The sequence below is a fragment of the Moellerella wisconsensis ATCC 35017 genome (assembly GCF_001294465.1).
Classification (GTDB): domain Bacteria; phylum Pseudomonadota; class Gammaproteobacteria; order Enterobacterales; family Enterobacteriaceae; genus Moellerella; species Moellerella wisconsensis.
Map to the genome: position 1 here is coordinate 237,484 of NZ_LGAA01000003.1, position 23,951 is coordinate 261,434.

19 protein-coding genes and 4 tRNA genes are annotated in these 23,951 nt (G+C 40.5%); 4 read left to right on the forward strand and 19 right to left on the reverse strand.

Annotated features, from left to right (window positions below):
• Window positions 1-2: 2 nt before the first annotated feature.
• From hemX to M992_RS02085, 3 genes are all read left to right on the forward strand, one after another.
• A complete protein-coding gene (gene hemX / locus M992_RS02075) occupies window positions 3-1,235 on the forward strand; it encodes a uroporphyrinogen-III C-methyltransferase (protein WP_053907140.1) in 1,233 nt (410 codons plus the stop codon).
• Between the two features lie 3 nt (window positions 1,236-1,238).
• A complete protein-coding gene (gene hemY, locus M992_RS02080; RefSeq protein ID WP_053907141.1) occupies window positions 1,239-2,432 on the forward strand; it encodes a protoheme IX biogenesis protein HemY in 1,194 nt (397 codons plus the stop codon).
• Window positions 2,433-2,865: 433 nt separating this feature from the next.
• A complete protein-coding gene (locus M992_RS02085; RefSeq protein WP_047254903.1) occupies window positions 2,866-3,099 on the forward strand; it encodes a hypothetical protein in 234 nt (77 codons plus the stop codon).
• A gap of 1,019 nt (window positions 3,100-4,118) precedes the next feature.
• Here M992_RS02085 and M992_RS02090 read toward each other — a convergent pair.
• The 19 genes from M992_RS02090 to trxA form a co-directional block, all read right to left on the reverse strand.
• Window positions 4,119-4,195: transfer RNA gene (locus M992_RS02090), tRNA-Pro, on the reverse strand.
• A gap of 64 nt (window positions 4,196-4,259) precedes the next feature.
• Window positions 4,260-4,346 (reverse strand) — tRNA-Leu (locus tag M992_RS02095).
• 16 nt (window positions 4,347-4,362) lie between these two features.
• Window positions 4,363-4,438: transfer RNA gene (locus tag M992_RS02100), tRNA-His, on the reverse strand.
• A 94-nt stretch (window positions 4,439-4,532) separates the two neighbouring features.
• Window positions 4,533-4,609 (reverse strand) — tRNA-Arg (locus M992_RS02105).
• A 173-nt stretch (window positions 4,610-4,782) separates the two neighbouring features.
• The gene (gene thrP, locus M992_RS02110; protein WP_053907142.1) at window positions 4,783-6,150 is read right to left on the reverse strand and encodes a bifunctional threonine/serine APC transporter ThrP; all 1,368 of its coding nucleotides are present in this window, start codon (window positions 6,148-6,150) and stop codon (window positions 4,783-4,785) included.
• A gap of 446 nt (window positions 6,151-6,596) precedes the next feature.
• Entirely contained in the window at window positions 6,597-7,334 is a 738-nt protein-coding gene (gene wecG, locus M992_RS02115; RefSeq protein ID WP_053907143.1) for a lipopolysaccharide N-acetylmannosaminouronosyltransferase, read from the reverse strand.
• A gap of 8 nt (window positions 7,335-7,342) precedes the next feature.
• Window positions 7,343-8,698, reverse strand: coding sequence for an ECA oligosaccharide polymerase (wzyE, locus tag M992_RS02120; RefSeq protein ID WP_047254900.1), 1,356 nt, complete (start codon window positions 8,696-8,698; stop codon window positions 7,343-7,345).
• Complete coding sequence (locus tag M992_RS02125; protein ID WP_053907144.1) at window positions 8,695-9,780, reverse strand: TDP-N-acetylfucosamine:lipid II N-acetylfucosaminyltransferase; 1,086 nt, start codon at window positions 9,778-9,780, stop codon at window positions 8,695-8,697. Before M992_RS02125 ends, wzyE begins: the two co-directional genes overlap by 4 nt.
• The gene (wzxE, locus tag M992_RS02130; RefSeq protein ID WP_053907145.1) at window positions 9,777-11,027 is read right to left on the reverse strand and encodes a lipid III flippase WzxE; all 1,251 of its coding nucleotides are present in this window, start codon (window positions 11,025-11,027) and stop codon (window positions 9,777-9,779) included. The genes M992_RS02125 and wzxE overlap by 4 nt, the downstream gene beginning before the upstream one ends.
• A gap of 1 nt (window position 11,028) precedes the next feature.
• On the reverse strand, window positions 11,029-12,159 hold the full coding sequence (rffA, locus tag M992_RS02135) for a dTDP-4-amino-4,6-dideoxygalactose transaminase (protein ID WP_053907146.1): 1,131 nt from the start codon (window positions 12,157-12,159) through the stop codon (window positions 11,029-11,031).
• Entirely contained in the window at window positions 12,146-12,913 is a 768-nt protein-coding gene (gene rffC / locus M992_RS02140) for a dTDP-4-amino-4,6-dideoxy-D-galactose acyltransferase (protein WP_053907147.1), read from the reverse strand. Before rffC ends, rffA begins: the two co-directional genes overlap by 14 nt.
• Entirely contained in the window at window positions 12,891-13,772 is an 882-nt protein-coding gene (rfbA, locus tag M992_RS02145; protein WP_047254895.1) for a glucose-1-phosphate thymidylyltransferase RfbA, read from the reverse strand. The genes rffC and rfbA overlap by 23 nt, the downstream gene beginning before the upstream one ends.
• A gap of 58 nt (window positions 13,773-13,830) precedes the next feature.
• Window positions 13,831-14,898 (reverse strand): dTDP-glucose 4,6-dehydratase, encoded by a 1,068-nt coding sequence (gene rffG / locus M992_RS02150; RefSeq protein WP_053907148.1) that lies wholly within the window; start codon window positions 14,896-14,898, stop codon window positions 13,831-13,833.
• Window positions 14,895-16,157, reverse strand: coding sequence for a UDP-N-acetyl-D-mannosamine dehydrogenase (gene wecC / locus M992_RS02155; RefSeq protein ID WP_053907149.1), 1,263 nt, complete (start codon window positions 16,155-16,157; stop codon window positions 14,895-14,897). Before wecC ends, rffG begins: the two co-directional genes overlap by 4 nt.
• Window positions 16,154-17,284: a non-hydrolyzing UDP-N-acetylglucosamine 2-epimerase gene (gene wecB, locus M992_RS02160; protein WP_053907150.1), complete on the reverse strand. Its 1,131-nt coding sequence runs from the start codon at window positions 17,282-17,284 to the stop codon at window positions 16,154-16,156. The genes wecC and wecB overlap by 4 nt, the downstream gene beginning before the upstream one ends.
• 132 nt (window positions 17,285-17,416) lie before the next feature.
• Window positions 17,417-18,472 (reverse strand): ECA polysaccharide chain length modulation protein, encoded by a 1,056-nt coding sequence (gene wzzE, locus M992_RS02165; RefSeq protein WP_053907151.1) that lies wholly within the window; start codon window positions 18,470-18,472, stop codon window positions 17,417-17,419.
• A gap of 30 nt (window positions 18,473-18,502) precedes the next feature.
• Window positions 18,503-19,570 carry a UDP-N-acetylglucosamine--undecaprenyl-phosphate N-acetylglucosaminephosphotransferase gene (wecA, locus tag M992_RS02170; RefSeq protein ID WP_134473660.1) on the reverse strand — a complete coding sequence of 356 codons (1,068 nt, stop codon included), beginning with the start codon at window positions 19,568-19,570 and terminating at the stop codon, window positions 18,503-18,505.
• A 383-nt stretch (window positions 19,571-19,953) separates the two neighbouring features.
• Window positions 19,954-21,213 (reverse strand): transcription termination factor Rho, encoded by a 1,260-nt coding sequence (gene rho / locus M992_RS02175; protein WP_047254889.1) that lies wholly within the window; start codon window positions 21,211-21,213, stop codon window positions 19,954-19,956.
• A 1,000-nt stretch (window positions 21,214-22,213) separates the two neighbouring features.
• Entirely contained in the window at window positions 22,214-22,540 is a 327-nt protein-coding gene (gene trxA, locus M992_RS02180; RefSeq protein ID WP_047254888.1) for a thioredoxin TrxA, read from the reverse strand.
• Window positions 22,541-22,658: 118 nt separating this feature from the next.
• Here trxA and rhlB point away from each other — a divergent pair, with 118 nt between their 5' ends.
• Window positions 22,659-23,945, forward strand: coding sequence for an ATP-dependent RNA helicase RhlB (gene rhlB, locus M992_RS02185; RefSeq protein ID WP_047254887.1), 1,287 nt, complete (start codon window positions 22,659-22,661; stop codon window positions 23,943-23,945).
• Window positions 23,946-23,951 lie beyond the last annotated feature (6 nt).

The following is a 23,951-nucleotide window of genomic DNA, read 5'->3' on the forward strand; positions in this document are numbered from 1 at the left end:
TTATGACGGAACACAATAAATCTACCGAGACGGATAATCACAAAGAGACAACGGATATCACCACCGAGCCGTCTCGTACCAAAAAACGTTCTGGCCTAGTGGGTAGCGCTATAGCTATCGCAATTATTATCATTATTGGTGGCGGACTTTATTATACTCACCAACAAAATATTCAGTTAGCTAATGAAAATAATGACCTCAAACAACAAATGAGTGATTTAATCGAGCAACAAAAAACTGAAAAAATGCGCTTAGATGATCTTCTCAGCGCTCATTCTGCATTGAATGATAAAACGAGCGAATACCAGAAACAGTTAGACCGACGTATGCAGGAATTACAAGCGCATGTCACCGCACTTTCTAGTTCTGACGTTAAAAACTGGCTGATTGCTCAAGCTGATTTCATGGTAAAAATGGCCGGTCGTAAACTGTGGAATGACCATGATCCCGTTACCGCGGCGGTATTATTAAAAAGTGCCGATTCAAGTTTAGCGGAGATGAATGACCCAAGTTTATTAGATATTAGAAAATCAATTAATAATGATATCAGCAAATTAGCCACTATTAATCAAGTTGACTACGATGGGATAATTCTGCGCCTAAATCAGCTAAGTAATGAAGTTGATAATTTACGTGTCGCAGATATTCACCGTGATGATGCCATGATGGATGAGGATAATGGCGAAGTTTCTGGCGATATTTCAGACTGGCAGCAGAACTTATCGCGTAGTTGGAAAAGCTTCACCAATAATTTTATTACGGTTCGTGCACGCGATGGCTCAGAAACCCCTCTGCTCGCACCAAATCAAGATATTTATCTGCGTGAAAATATCCGCTCACAATTATTAATTGCAGCTCAAGCTGTACCGCGTTATCAAGAACAAACCTATAAACAATCATTAGATCAAGTTTCTACTTGGATAAGAGCTTATTTTGATGTTGATGACCCAGCAACTAAAGCCTTTCTTTCTGAAGTAGATACTCTTTTAAATCAGCATATTGCGGTAGAAATGCCAGATTCACTAGAGAGCCAACCAAAATTAGAGAAGGTGATGCAAACTCGCGTCCGTAATCTACTAACCCAAGCGTCAGAAAGCGTACTTCCTGAAATCAAACAGCCAGAAGCGCAACCGACAGAGCCTCAGCCAAGCGAGAAAACACCGAGAGAGCCGTCTACAGAGAAAAGTACTGACCGACTAGCAAAACCTACTCACTCGGCCACACAGGAGAGTTAATTAATGATTAAAGTTCTGCTCCTTTTTATCATCCTGATTGCTGGCATTATTTTGGGACCTGTTTTATCAGGTCACCAAGGCTATGTACTTATTCGAACTGATAATTACGATATCGTCACCAGTGTTACCAGCTTAGTTTTATGCTTTGTCCTACTGCAATTTATTTTGCTATTCATTGGCTGGTGCTATCGACGTTTTGTCAGCACAACATCTCGTACTCGTGGTTGGATATCCGGGCGCAAATATCATAAAGCCCATGATCAAACACAAAAAGCACTACTAAAACTAGCAGAAGGTGATTTCAAACAAGTTGAAAAATTAATGAGTAAACATGCTGATTATTCACAACAGCCGGTCATTAACTATCTGCTTGCTGCCGAAGCCGCACAACAACGCGGGGATGAATATCGTACCCATCAATATCTTGATCGCGCTGCTGAAGTCGCCGGTAATGAACAATTACCCGTTGATATAACTCGGGTAAGGATTCAATTAGCTGAAGGCGAAATTTTTGCTGCCAGAACAGGGGTCGATAAACTGTTAGATAAAGCCCCTCGTCATCCTGAAGTTCTGCGCCTTGCTGAGCAAGCGTATCTGAAATCAGGAGCTTATCAGGCTTTAATTGAATTATTACCAATTATCGGTAAAGAAAAAATTCATACCGATGATGAGTTAGAAACGCTGCGCCTTAAAGCTTATAAAGGTTTAATGAATCAGTGTATGGCCGAAGATGGCAGTGAAGGATTAACTCGATGGTGGAAAGCTCAAAGCCGTAAAGTCCGTCATGAAATAGCCCTGCAATCGTTTATCGCCGAGCATTTAATTGAATGTGGCGATCACGAGGGTGCACAAAAAATCATCCTCGATGGGCTAAAACAGCAATACGATGAACGTTTATTATTACTTGTTCCACGGATAAAAACCAACCATCCTGAAGCGCTAGAAAAAGTCTTATTACACTTAATTAAGCATTCAGGGGCGACACCATTATTAAACAGTACGCTGGGACAGATGGCATTACAACATGCTGAATGGGAGAAGGCAGAAAGCTACTTTAAAGCCGCATTAGCACAGCGGACAGATCCACATGATGCTGCTTGGCTAGCGGATGCTCTCGATAAGCTGAAAAAACCAGAAGAAGCGGCAAAAGTACGTCAAGAAGCATTAATACATACCTTAAAGAAAGAACGTGAATAACCTCAACAATATATGTTGAGGGTATTTTTAGCTCTAACCCGTGACTTTCTACAAACGCTACATTGATATGTAGCATTTTTTTATTACGGCGCCCACAAAATAACGGCACAGAAAAATTGTTCTAAAAATCAATTATCAAAAAAATATGAATCTATTTAGTGATAATGTTCTCTAAAATAACAGTAGATAATCAAATATCCATCAAAAATAGATGGATGTTGGCGAGTAAAATATACTTATTGCTTCATTAAAAAATCAATAAATAAATTTAACCAAGAAAGATAGCAATACGATATTATTAATACTATTTGGAATAATGCCGATATCAAACAAACTGTATTTCTTTATGTTATAAACGATTTATTTAGTGTAAAACTAACAGTATGATTTACAATCAACTATACCCAATATATTTAACTATCAGGATACCGGCATGAATGTAATTCGTACACTATGGCGATGGATAATCTCCTCCAAAGGCAGATTGCAGGCTTTCTTTGATCTGCTATTACTTATCCTCTCCCCAATTATTTTTGTCCCTTTGATTGCATCTAATTTAGATGCATTAGATAAAGGCTCATTTATTATTACTTTAGTTATCCTGTGTTACATTCAAATTACCCGTTGGTTTACCCACTGGTTTTGTAATCGTAAGCACAAAGTATAATATTCAAGATTATTATATAGCCAGCGAATAAAGAATTATCCGCTGGCATTCTCTCTTAGTATTATCTGCTATTTTTCCTACCAAAAATTATTACTCTAAAATTGTGCCGTATGTATTATTTTGTATAAAAAACTATTTTCTTCATTTATTCAAAAAAAATTAGGCAAAAAAAAACACCTACCAACAGGCAGGTGTATAAAAATACAATCAGGTCTACAGACGGGTGGTGCCTCACTCAACGTTACGTCCACTGGCTGATGAAAAGATGGCTAATCTTACTCATCTATATTGGACAATAGGCACCGATAATCGACTCTGCATCATCCCCGGCTTTATGAAGCATTGGCTGTCATAATAAATAGGATGAGCATCTACATCAATAATAATGCAGTAATCATGCCAACTTTTAAAAAGAGAGAATATAAACCTTATTGATTAATTCTCATGCCTAATCCTGGCGCTGGCATTCTAGTTATGCGTTTATTCAGTACGCACATATTAACCCGCAAATAAAAATATTCTTTCCACAAAAGTATCATGTAGATAAGTGTCTCAATATAGAGACGCTTAAATGACAATTAAAAAATATCATTAAAAATCAATAGGTAAAATGTCTCTGATTTGAGACAATTAATAATAAATATATAATAAAATAGCGACAATAATAATTATTCTTTTAATAACAGTATGTTACTGAGAGCGCGATCATCAATTTTTCGCCCTCCTTTACTAAGCATAAATAGGCAACTTTTAGCCGTAAATAGTATTACAAATAAAAATAATTGCATCACAAAATAAGATAAATACTCATTAGGAGAAAAGATTGGATCTAAGAAAGGGATAATGCGATTTAATATGATTACACCCTTTGGATGGGATACCATCGAAATGAAGAAAAAATAATTCAATAACGTAAGCAGCTATAATGAATAGAATATAACGAATGGAATAATCACTGGTACAATTGCTGAGTAATAACTAAATAGCAAAAACCCCGCTATAAGCAGGGTTCTTAAATTTGGTCGGCGAGAGAGGATTCGAACCTCCGACCCACTGGTCCCAAACCAGTTGCGCTACCAAGCTGCGCTACTCGCCGATTTATAGTGTTTATTGTTAATAACACTTTACAACTTTATATTACACATCCGCTCAATTTTTTATGGTGCGAAGGGGGGGACTTGAACCCCCACGTCCGTAAGGACACTAACACCTGAAGCTAGCGCGTCTACCAATTCCGCCACCATCGCAAGGCATCATAAAAAATGGGGTGGCTAATGGGGCTCGAACCCACGACAACTGGAATCACAATCCAGGGCTCTACCAACTGAGCTATAGCCACCATAACTTTACTTTTAAAGCTTAGTTATCATTTTACTATATTTTACTGCATGCAACAACGATTTATCAGACCGTAGCTAGACACACTTCAAAAGTGGTGCGCCCGACAGGATTCGAACCTGAGACCTCTGCCTCCGGAGGGCAGCGCTCTATCCAGCTGAGCTACGGGCGCTTCACGCCGTTGCGGATGAGGATAGTACGGATTTATGCCCCTGCTGTCTAGTGCTTTTTAAAATAAAATTACTGTTTGCTCTAGTTTTGTTCATTTCGTCGATAAAGAGAGCAATTATGCCCTCTTTTCTCGCTTTAAACAGATTTGAGCTGACAAAATAATCGTAAAAAATTTTAATTTTTTCGATTTATGCCGCGAGTAATAAAATACATGATTGAAACAATAGACAGAAAAATACCTCCCACTATCAACGATAGTCGAGTATCAGGATTTAATGCCATCCCAACTAATACGCACACTAAGAAAAGTAATGTAAGGTAGTTAACCCAAGGGAAGGCTATTGATTTAAAAGGATGCCCGACTAATTGAGCTTTATTTTGCTGACGAAAACGTAATTGGCTGGTTAAAATAACAAACCACGGCACCATCCCCGGAAGAACACTGGCACTATAGACGTAAATAAATACCGACTGCGGATCAGGGATAATATAATTTAAGCTAGATCCTGCAATTAAACACAGAATCGTTATCCCTACACAACGCGCAGGCACTCCATTCGCTGTAACTTTTAATAATGAGGCGGGTAACTGTTTATTCTGCGCCAATGCGTAAAGCATCCGCCCCCCGCTATACATCCCACTATTACATCCCGAGAGCGCGGCCGTTAAGACTACAAAGTTAATCACAGCAGCCGCAGAGACAATCCCCACTTTAGCAAATGTCATAACGAATGGACTGCCTTGATGGCCGACTTCCGTCCAAGGGAACAGCGTGACAACAATAAAAATAGCACCGACATAAAAAATTAGGATCCGCCACAAAATATTGCCAATAGCTTTACGTAAAGTAACTTGTGGATTTTTAGCCTCACCCGCAGTGATCCCAACTAGCTCAACGCCTTGATAAGAAGCCACAACAATACAAAGAGCAAATAAAAAACCTTTCCAGCCGCCGGCAAAAAATCCTCCGTGTTCGGTTAAATTTGCCAGCCCTATAGGCTCAAAATTATTCCCGATACCAAAGAATATTAATCCTAATCCAATCAATATCATCACAATGATGGTCGTGACTTTAATCATCGCAAACCAAAACTCTAATTCGCCATACAATCTTACTGCCGCTAAATTAGCCGCAGCAACTAAAGCCACAGCGATAATAGCAAATATCCATTGTGGAACATCTGGGAACCACAATTCTGCATATACACCAATTGCTGTAATTTCGGAGATACCGACAGCTACCCACATAAACCAGTAACCCCAAGCCGTTAAACATCCCCAAAATGGGCTGAGATATTTATGACCAAACGATGCGAAGGATCCCGTCACTGGCTCTAGAAAAAGCATTTCGCCCATGGAGCGCATAATGAAAAAGACAAATAAGCCAGCAATAATATAGGCCAGTAATACTGATGGACCAGCCCATTTTAAGGTACTTGCTGACCCCATAAATAGACCTACACCAATAGTCCCTCCTAAGGCAATAAGCTCGATATGTCGGGCTTCCAGCCCTCGTTGTAATCCCTGTTTTGGCGTCGTCATGATTTCCCCTGTCATTGATAACGATGGATCAAAAAATCGATTAATTAAAATAGTGTTATTTATCTAAAATTATTCAATATGCATACAGTAATCTGCAAAATAAATCTAACGGCATAATTAATATGCTCAGTGATTATTAGAGAGACACCTAAATATCAACATATTGATGTATAAAAGGTAAATAAAGAATAAAACATCTCTAACGCTGGCATTTCATGCTATCGGTATCTATTCAGTTGCTGGCATAATTTCGCGTCTATTTAAGCACAGATCAGTGTTAAATCTAAAAAATAGACATTTATACGATTATTATTGATATTAAAATGCCTTGAATAGACAAACATTAGTCAAAAATAGCAATCGCTAGAGACAGTTTTCAGGGATTATAAAAATATTTGCCGCAGGTGACCAGACATAATGCCAGTCACCTGGGTTAGAAAAGCCGATTACAGCTTACCGCTGTAATAATAACCGAGGAATTTTAATAGCTTCAATTGGCGGCGCAAACGACTTGGCTGTGAGAGTAGACGATATAACCATTCTAATCCCATATTTTGCCAAATTTTCGGCGCACGCTTAACATGTCCAGTAAACACATCGTAGGTTCCACCAACGCCCATATAAAGCGCATCAGGCTGCACAATACGGCAATCCCGCATTAACAGCTCCTGTTTAGGTGACCCCATCGCAACTGTAACAATTTTCGCCCCACTGTCCTTTATACGCACAAATAAGTCATCCCGCTGTTCTGGCGTAAAATATCCGTCTTGTGAGCCAACGATATTCACTTTCCACTGCGCCCGTAATTTGCGCTCAGTTTCAGCCAATATTTCAGGTTTTCCGCCGACTAAAAATACGGGGGTTCCTTCTTGCCCTGCGCGCTCCATCATCGCTTCCCATAAATCTGCACCCGCGACACGAGAAACCTCAGCGGTCGGATATTTACGACGAATAGCGCGAACAATACTAATACCATCGGCATACAAATATTCAGCTTGACTCAATAAGGTGTTGAGCGCCGGATCATTTTCTGCGGTTAATACTTTTTCAGCATTGATAGCAACCAACGTTCCTGTTTTCACGCTGCCATCAGCAAATAAATAATCTAAAAAATGAGCCATGTCTCTGAATCCCCAGATATCATGACCACGGATCGTATATTTAGGGATATTTGACTGTTGCATAAAATTCCTTATCTATTCAAATAGCGCTGATTTTTCAAATAATTAACGGTATGCATCCGGATAAGCCCTGCACTTTCAAATAACCAATACAGCAGCTTTGCAATCACCAGACAAGCGCCAAAAACTAAGCAGAAAAATACCACTCGTGAAACAAAAGAGTCGACGCCTTCACGCGCCAGTACAATAATATTAAAGATAGCTCCAAAACAAAATGCCTGTAAAATCGCTGACTTATAGCGATTAGATTCATTCCGTCCCATTTCATAGAGCCAATCAAACCATTTAATAATTAATCCTACTGCTATCGCCCCCAACGGAATAAAAAATACACCGCCCATCACGACTAAAGAGCCTATTAAGGTCGGTGAAATCGCTAAACCAGAGTGGTTATTTAACACTTCCCAAGTAAAATAATTAGCCGAATTGAGGACAATATCCGGACGTTCAGGCCATAACCAACTAGGAATAAAGACATAAAAGTCGCGGATAATCGGAGCTAATCCTTGAAAATCAATTTTGTCATAATTATCCAATAGTAAGCCCAAGTTCTCCCACGGTGAAAATGTATCCCGTGTCAGATAAAGGAAGGTATAAAAGGCTTCTGCACCGCTAACATCTAGTCCATAGCGTTTTAATGCTAACCAAAACATCCCGACAATCCCGGCGACTCCTGCCGCAGCCAGCATCCATAGCGTGATCCAACCTCTGACAATCCCAATAAACAAAAATAATGCAAAGGCGATAATAATATTTGCGCGCGTTCCCCCAACAATCACATAAGTCAGAAAGCCAAAAGCGACCGTACTACACAGAAAAAATAACCAGCGCTGTTGGGTTGGGCGTAAGAAATAGATCACTAACATCGCGGGAATGAAAAAATAAAAAAAACGTTTTAAGGCAACGCCGGAGACCTGACTGGAAAATATCTGGCTATAAGATTTTAATTTAAAGAGTAAAAAGCCGTTCTGCATAAAGAATATGCCGACCGTAATAATAGCCACCAGCGCCAATAATAAACACGTTAAATTGGTCTCCACTCGGTTCATTGTAAACAATGGCCGCCGGGTATGAACCGAGGCTTTGCATAGCCTAGTTTTATAAGTAACGTAATAAATGGCATAGAAACACGTCGATGCGAGCAAGGCGTATAATAATGATTCAGAGGGAACTACTGCGACATCGAATTGGAATACCAAGGCACAAGTTAATGGAAATCCAAAATAGAATGTCAATAAATACAGCATAGAAAACAATACGTTGAAATTAAAACGAACACGACGAAACTCCTGATAGGTCAGCACTCCAATGAAGATAATCGCGATTAAATAGACCAATGACAGACCACCAAGTTCAGCCAGCGTCATGCTGTCTCCTCCATCAACTGAAGCAGGTCTTTCCAGCCATCAATAAAGTTAGGCGCAAAAAAATCAATATGCTGTTTATCCAGCAGGTTCATCTGTCGCTGCGCTTCATTAATTAACGACTCAGACAGCTCATCGCCATAAAATAGTACGGGAACATTTTGAGCGGTAAGATCTTGCCAGAACGAATTTTTGCGGCTAATGACAAAAGGTACGCAAAATTGAATTAGCAGACACAATGTCCCCACGCCTTGCTGGCGATCAAAAATAAAATAGCCTAGTTGGCAGCGCTTTAATAATTCCAAATACTCAGAAAACGGCATTTTTTGTTGCAATATTTCAACATTTTCTGACGGAAATAATTCATGGGCAGCTTGTGTTACTTGCTCAATATAGGGCTGATTATTCTCCGGATATCCCATTGGGACAATCACATGAGCTTTATTCCCAAACTGAGTTTTTATCGCTTTTAAGGCTTCAATATGGCGATTTGAATGATCGCCTGAGTTACCTAATAATATAGTAATTTTGTCTTTATTCTCGCACACAGGAGCGGAATCTAAGGTTAATGCAGGGTCCATACGCGTCGGAAAATATAATACGCTCGACGGAATATTAGGATTACGCTGCATAAAATAACTGAGATCTCCGCGAGTCGCGCAGACATGTCCCACACGTTTTTGCGCTAAACGTCGGATAAAATAGAATAATCGAAACTTCAAAGATTTCGACTCTTCATATAAATCAGCCCCCCAAATATGCCACCAAAACTGATGAGATCTGATTTTTCCGCATAGCAGCGCTATCCATATCAATGCGTTAAATTGACCATGAAAGAGAAAACGGCACGATTGATTCGATTGAGCTTGGGCAATGACAGCCTCCGCAATCGACTTTTTATCCTCAAATAATTCAATCTGCAAGGCAGGAAATGATTGTGCTAGCGTTTTATCGCGGCTCACAACCTTAAATATAGGCTTTTCTAACCCGGCTAATTGATGGCAAAGCACATCATTAAAATAGGTCAGTACCGTCTGATTATGATGCGGGATATTAGATCCCAAAACGTGAATTAAGGTTGTCATGCTCGCCTACGATAAATCAAAAATACGCTACAACAGAGAAGGAAATAAATGATATAAGTCGCCATATAGGCCTGCGCTGCACCGAGTGCCCCATGCGCGGGAATTAACCAATGCGAAAACGCCGTCAATAAAATAAATTGGCTAACTTCAGCCATGACATAAAAACGTAATGCCGCCTTGGCTATCACCAAATAACCAAAAACATAGGAACCGACTTTAAGAACATCACCGACCAGCTGCCAAGCAAATAAATCTCTCATACCGTTAAACTGGGATGAGAACAACAGCCAAATAGCAAAATCTCGCAGTAACCACACCATGAAACTGGCTAGCGCTACCGCCGGAAGTACAAATTTTAAGGATTTAATAATCTCAGCAGAAATCTCTGTTTTTAACTGCAAACGCGACAAAGTAGGTAATAAATAGACTGAAAATGAGGCGGTAATAAATTGTAAATAAGCATCAGAAATACTGCTTACGCCTTGCCATAAACCCACTTCATCCCAGCTATAACTTTTCGCTAATAGATTCCGCATCATGACATAAGCTACCGGCAACGTAGCCGAAGTCAGCAGCGCCATAAGAGTAAATTTGCCTAAGTTAGTGGCAATTGCTCTCTCCCATGCAGGTTTTAACATCGACAGCGCAAATTGCTTACGCTTGATAATTAATAATCCCGCAGGTAAAACCACTAACGCGGGTACTAAAGCCAGCCCCGCTAATGCGCCTTCATATCCTCCGAGGATAAAACACAAATAATAGGCAATCACACCCACCAAGCTACCAAAAATAATCGCTAAGGCGTTACCTTGCGCATCACGGAATCCTTTCAAGATCGCCAAAAAATAGTTGGCATAGGCAATGCCCATCTGAACAAAGGCGACCACTTGAATCACCTTTTGATAATCATTATGGCCAAATAATGCCACGCTAATCGAATCAGTAGAAATCAGGAAAATGAGCGCTAATAGAGTAGAAAACCCTAAAATAATAGTTGAAGATGTGCCTAAAATTGCCTGTAATTTATGCGGGTCTTGATGATGTTCGGCGACATATTTGGTCACGCCATTGAAAATACCCGCGCCAGACAATACGCCAAGTACTGTAATTAATTGCCGAAAATTACCCGCTTGCCCTACGCCACTCGGGCCAAAAGACACGGCCAATAATTTAACCACTAATAGCCCTACCCCAATTTTGATCAGGGTAGAGCCCGCAGTCCAAATCGATGCTTTTGCCAATGACATATTAGGCAAAGAATTGTTTAATATGAGAAATTACAGTTTGCTGTTCATCATCAGTCATATTGTAGAACATCGGCAAACGGACTAAACGATCACTTTCACTAGTGGTGTAACGGTCTTCGCCATGAAAACGACCAAATTCTTCACCCGCAGGGCTAGTATGCAGTGCAACATAATGAAAGACGGTCAGCACATCATGCGCTTTCATATAATCGTTAAAAGCCGTGCGCTGTTCAATATCGCGTAGCTTGATATAGAACATATGGGCATTATGCTGTAAGCCTTCAGGAATGATTGGTAAAGCTAATTTTTTAGCCTCCGCCAGCGGCGATAAGGCATCATAATAAGTTTGCCATAATGCTAAGCGACGCTGATTAATTTTATCAGCCTGCTCTAATTGGCCCCACAGGTAAGCCGCCTGTAAATCTGATAATAAATAGCTTGAGCCAATATCGCGCCAAGTATATTTATCTACTTGACCACGGAAAAATGCGCTACGGTTGGTGCCTTTTTCACGGATAACTTCTGCGCGAGCAATCAACGACGTATCATTAATTAATGTCGCCCCACCTTCACCACCGGAAGAATAGTTTTTAGTTTCATGGAAACTGTAGCATCCGATATGACCTATCGTACCTAATGCCTTACCTTTGTAAGTCGACATCACTCCCTGAGCAGCATCTTCCACCACAAATAAACGGTGTTTTTCAGCGATAGCCATGATGGTATCCATTTCACAAGCTACACCCGCGTAGTGAACTGGCACAATAGCGCGAGTATGCTCAGTAATCGCAGCTTCAATTTTCGTTTCATCGATATTCATTGTATCTGGACGAATATCAACAAAAACAATAGTCGCGCCACGTAAAACAAAAGCATTTGAGGTTGAAACAAAGGTAAAACTTGGCATGATAACTTCATCGCCAGGTTTAATATCCAGTAGGATCGCCGCCATTTCTAATGAGGCTGTGCACGAAGGGGTTAATAATACTTTCGCACTATTAAAATGTTGTTCCATCCACGCTTCACAGCGCTTGGTGAATCCACCGTCACCACACAGTTTGCCACTTGCCATGGCATCTTTCATATAGTCCAGTTCAGTACCAACAACCGGCGGTTTATTAAATGGGATCATGTTGCCCTCTATATAACCAATAAGCGGTAGCCGCTATCTGTGCGCCGCTTCGTGTGTAAAGACGCAATGCCGCAAGATTACTAATTTGGGTCGCAACGTTTAGCTGTTTCTTTTGGTGTTGCTGACACCACTGTAATGCTGCTGACATCAATTTTTTGCCAATACCTTGATTTTGAATACCCGGCATTGCTGCTAATAAACCTATACGGGCGGTATCGTCATCGATATGCCGGAGGGTGACAAATCCGGATAAATGCCCCGTGGGATCTTTAATCAATAAACAGATATTATCAAAGGTTCCGAGCACTGCTTTTTCGAGCCATAGCGCATAAAAACGCCCGCTATCACTGGCCTGATACCACGGTTGACGGAAACGACTATTTACAAACACCCGTTCCGCGGCTTGACGCAATACCGGAATATGCTCTGCTTTCGCTACCGCAATGGTGTATTTATCGCCAAGCTGCTGATTATCAAACGCTGTATTTAAATAAGCATTTTCTGTGCCAATCATTAACGAAAAATCAACTTCACCTTCAACTAAGACAAAATTTAGCGCCGCAACGCTATCTAAAATATCTGTACGATCGGCAGCAATTTTGGCTTGTACGATGGCATAACTCGCCATTTGCTGTGATAACACAGCAAAGTTTGTCGGCTGGGAATGACCATCTGAGAAATTTAATCGTGCGGTTGGCAATGAAAAAAAATCAGATTCCCAAGCTAATGGCTCAATACTGACGTGGACGGACATGCAGAAGATCCAATAAATACTGACCATAGCCAGTTTTTTTCAACGATTCAGCTGACGTCCGCAGTTGCTCATCAGTCAACCAACCATTACGCCAAGCGATTTCTTCTAAACAAGCCACTTTAAAACCTTGGCGTTTCTCGACCGTTTGTACAAAGGTACTCGCCTCAATCAAACTATCATGAGTGCCGGTATCAAGCCATGCAAAACCACGACCGAGCAATTCAACATCTAATAGCCCTTTATCGAGATACATTTGATTTATCGAGGTAATTTCTAATTCACCACGATCAGAAGGTTTGACTTGCTTAGCAAACTCAACGACCTGATTATCATAGAAATATAATCCGGTAACAGCCCAATTTGAACGTGGTTTCTGAGGTTTTTCTTCAATCGATAAGGCGTGAAAATCATCATCAAATTCAACCACACCAAAACGTTCTGGATCCATCACCTGATAACCAAACACCGTTGCTCCGGTTTGACGCGCCGCTACTGATTTCAATTTTGGACTAAAAGAGTGACCAAAAAAGATATTATCGCCTAAAACTAAACAGCAGCTATCACCATTAATAAATTCTTCGCCAATAATAAATGCTTGTGCTAAACCGTCCGGTGAAGGCTGCTCCGCATAGCTCAATTCAATACCAAATTCTTCGCCATTACCCAGCAAACGCTTAAACATCGGTAAATCTTCTGGCGTAGAAATAATCAATATTTCACGGATCCCTGCCAGCATTAATACTGACAATGGATAGTAAATCATAGGTTTATCATAAATTGGTAATAGCTGTTTGGAGATCCCACGGGTTATCGGATGTAACCGCGTACCAGAACCGCCTGCTAATATAATGCCTTTCATGTCAGCCTCTGCCTTATGGTCGTAACCCAGTTTTATTCTAAGCTCGCTAATCTTTAACTTAGTGGCCTAATCCCAAACGTTCTCCGGCATAAGAACCGTCAAGAACGCGTTGCCACCAGGTCTGATTATTGAGATACCACTCCACCGTTTTACGGATCCCCGACTCAAAGGTTTCTTGCGGACGCCAACCTAGTTCATTAGCAATTTTTTCTGCATCAATGGCATAGCGCATATCATGTCCTGGACGATCAGTCACATAAACAATTAAATCACGATAATTTGCTATTCCTTGCGGTTTTTCAGGACACAGTTGTTCTAATAAATCACAAACTGTATTAACCACATCAATATTACGACGCTCATTATGACCGCCGATATTATAGGTTGAGCCCGGTTCTGCTTGAGTGACCACTAAATGCAATGCACGCGCATGGTCTTCAACGTACAACCAATCACGAATTTGCTCGCCTTTACCGTAAACTGGCAAAGGTTTTCCTGCCAATGCGTTCAAAATAATCAGAGGTATTAATTTTTCAGGAAAATGATACGGTCCATAATTATTTGAGCAGTTGGTGATCATGGTCGGTAAACCATATGTCCGATGCCAAGCACGAACCAAATGATCGCTCGAAGCTTTTGAGGCTGAATATGGGCTACTCGGCGCATACGGAGTAGTTTCAGTAAACAGCCCGTCGGGCCCATCTAAATCACCATAAACTTCATCGGTAGAAATATGGTGAAAACGAAACGCAGCTTGTTGTTGCTCGGTCAATTGAGACCAATAACGGCGTGCGGCTTCTAATAAAGTGTAGGTTCCTACAATATTAGTTTCAATAAATGCTGCCGGCCCATCAATTGAGCGATCAACGTGACTTTCTGCGGCTAAATGCATCACGGCATCTGGCTGATATTGATTAAAAAGGGTATCTAAAGCTGCCGCATCGCAAATATTGACAGATTCAAACGCATAGCGTTCGCTTTGAGCAACAGAAGCTAATGACTCCAGGTTTCCCGCATACGTCAGACAATCAACCACAATGGCCATATCTTCAGTATTTTCAATAATATGACGAACAACCGCAGAGCCGATAAAGCCGGCTCCTCCGGTAATTAAAATGCGTTTCAATGCCAAACTCCTTTGGTATCAACAATCCACTCTTGCTTCAGCTGTGACCGTGGGATCGCTTTAAACTGCGAATGATCCACCAGCATTAGCAGAACATCAGCATCATTAATGGCGTCTTCGATTGAAACCAGTTCGGCAATCCCTTTCAAAGAGGTAGGTAATTGCTTAATATTTGGTTCTACAGTATACGTTTTACCTGCATGCCACTCTGCAACCATTTTAGTAATGTGCATTGCTGGGCTTTCACGCAGATCGTCAATATTGGGTTTAAATGCGAGACCAAAACAAGCGATTTTAACTTCGCTGGCTTTTTTATCTGTTTTCGCTAAACAATCAGCTACCGCCGCTTTAACCTGATCGACGACCCAAACCGGTTTACCATCGTTAACTAGACGTGCTGTGTGGATTAAACGTGACTGTTTCGGGCTTTGAGCCACGATAAACCAAGGATCAACTGCGATACAATGCCCACCAACACCCGGGCCTGGCTGTAAGATATTGACGCGAGGATGGCGATTAGCCAAACTTATCAGCTCCCATACGTTAATATCTTGTTCCGCACAAATGAGAGATAATTCATTAGCGAATGCAATATTGACGTCGCGAAAACTGTTTTCAGTTAATTTACACATTTCCGCCGTTCTGGAATTAGTAATAACACATTCGCCTTCGAGGAAGATTTTATATAATTCGCTAGCACGTAAAGATGATTTTGGCGTCATCCCACCCACGACGCGGTCATTTTTAACTAATTCAATCATCACCTGACCAGGTAATACGCGCTCAGGGCAATAAGCGATATCGATATCTGCTTGTTCGCCCGCTTGCTGAGGAAAAGTTAAATCAGGACGAGCGGCCGCTAACCATTCAGCCATTTGCTCTGTCGCGCCAACCGGAGAGGTTGATTCCAGAATGATTAAATCGCCTTTTTTCAGCACCGGGGCTATCGATTCTGCTGCTGCTCTAACATAAGCTAAATCTGGTTGGTGTTCACCTTTAAATGGCGTTGGCACCGCAATTAAGAAAGCATCAGCCGGCTGAGGTTTGTTATAGGCTTTTAAGTTACCGGCTTCTACCGCCGTTTTCACTATCTTATCTAACTCAGGCTCAACAATATGGATTTTTCCTTGATTAATGGTATCAACCGCATGCTGATTGACATCTACACCAACCACTTGCTTGTTGCGGGAAGCAAATGCTGCCGCCGTAGGTAAACCGATATAACCAAGGCCGATAACAGAAATAGTTTCAAAACTCATAATTTCACCTGATTGTTTTTTAGTGCATCAAGAATACGCTGACAAGCATGACCATCCCCATAAGGATTATGAGCGCGGCTCATCTCATGATATTCCGCTTCATCTATCAGTAACCGATTAACTTCGTCAACAATTTTACGGGTATCTGTACCCACTAGGCGGACTGTACCTGCCTCAACAGCTTCTGGACGTTCCGTAGTATCGCGCATCACCAGAACGGGTTTACCCAGCGATGGCGCTTCTTCCTGAATACCACCTGAATCCGTCAAGATCATATAAGCATGATTCATCAAATAGACGAACGGCAGATATTCCTGTGGATTAATCAAAATAATATTATCAATACCATGCAAGATACGCTGAACGGGTTCACTCACATTGGGATTTAAATGCACCGGATATACAACTTGGACATCGGGATGCTCCTGAGCAATCTCCGCTAATGCGTGACAAATACGCTCAAATCCTCCCCCGAAACTTTCACGTCGATGGCCTGTGACTAAAATCATTTTTTTGTCGGGATTAATGAAGGGATACTGTGATTCAAGTTTATTAACAATTGTTTTATCTAACAATACTTTATCTCGAACCCACAACAATGCATCGATAACCGTATTGCCGGTTACAAAAATATTTTCGTCTGCGATAGATTCTTTTAATAAATTATGACGAGAATTTTCGGTCGGAGCAAAATGATACATCGCCAAATGGCCGGCTATCTTACGATTTGCTTCTTCTGGCCAAGGGGAATAAAGATTGCCTGTGCGTAATCCTGCTTCTACATGACCGACAGGAATGCGATGATAAAATGCCGCTAAACTTGTCGCCATGGTTGTTGCAGTATCACCATGTACTAAGACAACATCGGGTTTAAAATCAGCAAAAACCGCTTTTAAACCGGAGAGAATACGGCAAGTAATATCAGTTAAGTCTTGCCCTGGTTTCATAATATTAAGATCATAATCTGGCGTGATCTCAAAAAGTTGCAAAACTTGATCCAACATTTCACGATGCTGAGCCGTAACACATACTTTTGCTTCAAAGGCCTCGTCGTTTGCTAACGCATGCACTAGCGGGGCCATTTTTATTGCCTCCGGCCGTGTACCAAATACAGTCAACACTTTCACACTGGCTCTCTTATTTTTATCTATAGCAGTTATCTATCTGCTTATGTTATGTAATAAATACTATTACTACGAAGCTGACAGAAAAAATCTGTCAGCTTTAATTGTACTCTATAAGGATGAAGATGATAGAACTCAAGATTGACGGCGGCGTGTTAGCGCAATCCCGCAACCGACCAGTCCACCAATCGCTCCCCACATCACCATTAAAAAGACACGACGCGGACTATCGCGTTTGACCGGATCTTCAGGTGTACGTAAATAACGATAGGCTTGGAAGTCATCATTTAGTGTTGGGCCAACACTCAACGTGGATAACATGGCAATATTCTGATCATAATCTGCATTATATTCTGCACCTGTAGCTTTCAGCGTTTCAATCTGAGCTTGCAATAACGGCATACCCATCATGAACAATTTTGAATCCGGTAACTCATCGAGTGGTGCGGAACTTTGATTCCGTGAAATACCCTGTTTCTCTGCAACTTTCAATGCTTGTTCCAACATATTTAAACGTCTTTCATAAGCGGCTTTAGCCACCATATCTTCACGTTTAACTAATGCTTTCATCGATTGAGTTTTTGCTGCCCAAGCCCCTTTAATTTCATCATTTAGATTAGTCACCGCACGCTGATTAGCATACTGAATATAATCACGCAGTAGCTTATTAGCTTCAGGTGCACTTTCTGCAATTAATCTGATGCTGTCGTTTAAAATTTTAGTCCCGTCAGCTTGGATATATTGAATATTTTCAATTAACTCATCCAATAATACGGCATCTGCTTTAACATCATTTTCCTGACGTTGCTTATAATAATCTGAATTCAACCAAAATTGGCGACGGGTATCATAAGAACCGGCTTGTTTAGCAAACTCTTGATAAGCTTCATTCGAGATTGAGGGTAACTGAGCTTCCGGTAACGCATTGATCCGCGAATCTAAATTGCGTAAAAATTGCTGTTGAGAATAGTAGCTTCCCAAGTTATTTACCGTAGGAAGATCAGTAATAGCGGTGGCACTCCATTTTTGCTGCATGAAGTAAGATGCAGTCAGCGCAACTGCAGCGAAAAGAACTGCAAACGCAACGATCCATATCTTTCCTTGCCATAAAGTACGCACTAAACCCCGAATATCCAATTCAGGCTCCAGTGATGGCTGGTGCTGATTAGGTTGTGTTTCTGAATATTTCACTGCACAAAACCCCTGCTTTTAGTTTGTCGTCTATCGAACTGTATTACGACGCATGCGACGTCTAGCACGTTTTATAAAACGCGCGACTTTCCAAGCTCGTTTGATACAATAACCATACATAATAAATACAAGCAAAAATAATGCCAACATCACCCATTCAGGGATAAAAGTTAGTCTTTCACCCACAATACCGATAATCGCTAACAATGCAGCAGATAGCGTAATCAATACAAATGCGCCACGTGAAGAAAAACCTGAACGCATAATTAAATGATGGATATGTTGTCTATCAGGAGAGAACGGGCTCATTCCTTTACGGATACGTCGATACATAATAGCAACCATATCCATCAGAGGAATAGCAATCACCCATAATGCGGTTACCGGATTAATCGGATGCACTGGCTCTTGAGTTGATGCAACAAGTATCCAAATAACAGTAAAACCAATCAGGGTACTCCCCGCATCTCCCATAAATACTTTGAAACGACGACCGAGTAAGCCAAGATTAAGGAAGATATAAGGAAGGATAGCGGCAATAAAAGAAAAACACCAAAATGCTAATGCGTGATTACCGCTTTGGTACAGTAAAAATCCGAGTGCGCCGAAAGAAACACAAGACAATCCACCTAACAAGCCGTCGATTCCATCGACCATGTTAAATGCATTAATAGCCGCCCAAACAGCAAATAAGGTGACAATATAACCAAATGGGCCCAGTACAATCTCCCAAGGGCCAAAAGCATGACCCAGTGTTTCAAGTTTTAAGCCCGCCGCAGACATCATAACAACCGCAACTAAAGCTTGTACTGATGCCCTGAACTTAACACTGATATCAAACCTATCATCCAGCGCACCAATAAATACTAACGCACCAGCACAACCAATATATAACCATTTATGAGGAATATATTCATTAGTTATAATAAATGCGAAGCAAACACCAAAAAATACCGAAATTCCACCCACTAAAGGAATTAATCCTTGATGTTTCTTTCTAAAATTAGGTTTATCTACTAATCCTATTTTTTTTGCCACGATACGCGCAATAAAGATAAATACTAAAGTAAATAAAAAAACGTAAAAAAGGTTAGTCATAAAGTGTACGGTATTCACAATTGAACTCTCTTATCTTTTTATATTTCATCCAGATATTGTTTTGGATTTTTTATCGAAAATCTATCTTATATTATATTGTAAGACGATTATCTGCGGTCATATCATACATCCAAGCAGGTCAACTATAAGATGAATCTTTAATAAAAAACCCACACCCTAATAAAATCAATATATGAATAGATGACGGCTGTACTGGCTTAAACAACATAGAGATTTTATACCGAGTTAAATAATTATTTTACCTAAAAAATAATAATAGCGATATTATACTGAATTAGATAATTATTCATGCCATAAAAAAAATAAGCACCATTAATTAATGGTGCTTATTTATAATAAATTAACTTTCCTGTTACCAACGATTATGCGCGTTTCATGAAATCAAAAAACTCTTCATTGGTTTTGGTCATCGCTAACTTATTAATTAGGAATTCCATGGCATCGATCTCACCCATTGGATGAATGATTTTACGCAAGATCCACATTTTCTGTAGCTCATCCGTGGTAGTTAGTAATTCTTCTTTACGAGTACCAGAACGATTATAGTCGATAGCTGGGAAGACACGCTTTTCAGCAATTTTACGAGATAAATGCAGCTCCATATTACCGGTGCCTTTAAATTCTTCGTAAATAACTTCATCCATTTTAGAGCCTGTATCTACCAATGCAGTTGCAATAATAGTCAAGCTACCGCCTTCTTCGACATTACGAGCCGCACCGAAGAAACGTTTTGGACGATGTAATGCGTTAGCATCCACACCACCAGTCAATACCTTACCTGATGAAGGGACAACGGTGTTATAAGCACGAGCTAAGCGAGTGATTGAATCTAAAAGAATAATGACATCTTTTTTATGTTCAACTAAACGTTTAGCTTTTTCGATGACCATTTCAGCAACTTGTACGTGACGTGCAGCAGGCTCATCAAATGTAGAAGCGATAACTTCACCTTTGACCAATCTCTGCATTTCCGTAACTTCTTCCGGACGCTCATCAATCAGTAACACCATTAATACGCAATCAGGATAATTGTTGGCAATATTAGCTGCAATATTTTGCAGTAACATTGTTTTACCGGCTTTTGGTGGAGCAACAATCAAACCACGTTGACCACGACCGATCGGCGCCGCTAAATCAAGAACTCGAGCTGTTAAATCTTCTGTTGAACCATTACCACGTTCCATACGCAGACGGTTATTAGCATGAAGAGGTGTTAAGTTTTCGAACAGGATTTTATTGCGGGCATTTTCAGGTTTGTCGTAGTTAACTTCGTTAACTTTTAGTAGGGCAAAATAACGCTCACCTTCTTTGGGTGGACGAATTTTTCCTGCTATGGTATCACCGGTACGGAGATTAAAACGACGAATTTGGCTGGGAGAAACATAGATATCATCAGGGCCTGCAAGGTAAGAACTGTCTCCTGAACGGAGGAATCCAAATCCATCTTGCAATATTTCCAGGACGCCATCGCCAAAAATATCTTCCCCGCTTTTCGCATGCTGCTTGAGGATTGAGAAGATAATATCCTGCTTTCTCATACGGGCTAGGTTTTCTAGTCCCATAGTTTCGCCGAGTGTAATCAATTCAGATACTGGCGTATTTTTTAATTCGGTAAGATTCATAATGGTGGGTTCTTTAACTCGGGGTGATTCTCGAACTATGAACGTAAATAAGAGGTAACGTTATCGCTACCCATCTCACTTTACATCTATAAACACTTGGTCGTACAGCGAGGTAATCTATCAGCTGAACAACAAAGCACAAATTCATTTCATCGTTCACAATGCGAAACAGTAACAATGCAAACTAATAGTGTGTTTAGCCAAAATAATTTCAAGGTATTATTAGAAACACTGACGATATTAGCAATACTTTTTTACAGATTAGGACTAAATTCTAGCTCAAGGTCGCATATTTCAGTCGGTTGTTAACAGCACAGATCAACCTCTTCTTATGCTGATTATACCAATCGAACAACATACAACGCTTAACAGACAATGTATTGATCAGATACTAGGCGATACAGATAAAATTGTATTGTACCTAGGCAGATACACTATTTAATTAAACTATGAATTGTTTGATTGAAATCACTGGAGCTGTGTAGGGCGTCTGGCGTTTATTTGTATCGGGACAACAACAAGAAACCTCATAATTTTTAGCAGTAAATGCAACAAAAATCAATGAGTGATGCGCCAGATAACAAGAAAATCAGACTGACAAGAATGATGCAACCAGGATCATTCACACAGGCGCCATACGAACATGAGATAGTGAGGCTAACTTATCACGCTTCTTTGCGAACGTCTAGCGGCTATAATGCAAAAATTATAAACCGCCAAACGTGATGCAATATCGATTAATTACATTGCATTTCTCATTGTATCTTAGGTTGCTGAAGATCAATCTATTGATAGCCTATTTAAACAAACTATTTATCCAGTTTATCTAAACAAATAAATATATTGACTTAATTAGGATTGATTATCATCAGAAACGAAAGAAAAACACTGAGAGCAGTTATACACAACAAACAATCTTTCATATCATTTATTTGATAACTACTTATTATATAACCACTATTATTAATAGCGGTTATATTTATAACAACAACTATCGGGCTTACAGATTTTTATCTAAAAACTCTTTTAACTGAGATTTTGATAATGCGCCGACTTTAGTTGCCACAACATTACCGTCTTTAAATAACAATAAAGTTGGGATGCCACGGATACCAAATTTTGGTGCGGTCGCCGGGTTTTCATCAATATTCAGTTTTGCAATGGTAAGTTTGCCTGTATATTCTACAGCGATCTCATCAAGAATTGGTGCGATCATTTTACAAGGGCCACACCATTCTGCCCAAAAATCTACTAATACAGGTGAAGTTGCTTTTTGAACTTCGTTCTCAAAACTTGCATCGGTGATATAAATTATTTTATCGCTCATGTTGTACTCCAGAGAATCATCTTGTGCCGACTTAGTGTAACATTAATTTACAGCAGTATGCTTTATTTCAAAGGATACACTTTCGTAAATCAACAGTTAACTGATATTCTAACATACTATGAGTAAAGCACACTTGACAGAAAAGAAGTTTTCCGACTTCGCCTTACACCCCAAGGTCATTGAAGCACTTGATAAAAAAGGCTTCAATTATTGTACACCGATTCAGGCGTACACCTTGCCTTTCACTGTCGAAGGCAAAGATGTTGCGGGGCAAGCGCAAACAGGTACTGGGAAAACGCTGGCATTTTTAGCGTCGACATTTCATTATTTGCTAACACACCCAGCTAAACAGGGACACAAAACTAATCAGCCACGTGCGCTGATTATGGCGCCAACCCGTGAATTAGCCGTGCAAATTTATTCTGATGCGAATGAATTAGCGGCCTACACTGGGCTAAAAATGGGCCTCGCTTATGGCGGTGATGGCTACGATGAGCAATTGAAAGTGCTAGAAAAAGGCGTTGATATTCTCATTGGTACCACGGGCCGATTGATCGATTACGCAAAGCAAAATTATATTGATCTTGGCGCAATTCAAGTCATTGTACTTGACGAAGCTGACCGTATGTATGACCTCGGATTTATTAAAGATATTCGTTGGTTATTCCGCCGGATGCCAGCAGTGACAGAGCGAATGAACTTATTGTTCTCCGCCACATTATCTTATCGTGTTCGTGAGCTTGCATTTGAGCAAATGAATACTCCTGAATACATTGAAGTCGAGCCGTTGCAAAAAACCGGTCATCGTATTAAAGAAGAGCTATTTTATCCTTCAAATGAAGAAAAAATGCGTCTTCTGCAAACCTTAATCGAAGAAGAATGGCCTGACAGATGTATTATTTTTGCAAATACTAAGCACCGCTGCGAAGAAATCTGGGGACATTTAGCCGCCGATGGTCATCGCGTAGGCTTATTAACAGGAGATGTAGCACAGAAAAAACGTCTACATATTCTGGAGCAATTTACAGCAGGAAGCCTCGATATTCTCGTTGCGACCGATGTTGCGGCTCGTGGATTACATATTCCTTCCGTAACGCATGTGTTTAACTATGATTTACCTGACGATTGCGAAGACTATGTTCACCGTATTGGCCGTACTGGCCGCGCAGGTGAAAGTGGTCATTCCATTAGTTTGGCTTGCGAAGAATATTCACTAAATTTACCGGCGATTGAAACCTATATTCAACATTCAATTCCAGTCAGTAAATATAATAGTGATGCATTATTAACCGACCTACCCGCGCCGAAACGTCATCATCGCGCACGTCCTAACGGACAGCGTAGAGGTAATAATGTGCAGCGTCGCCATAATGGACCACGCAATCCCCGTAAACGGACGAGCTGAGTAACC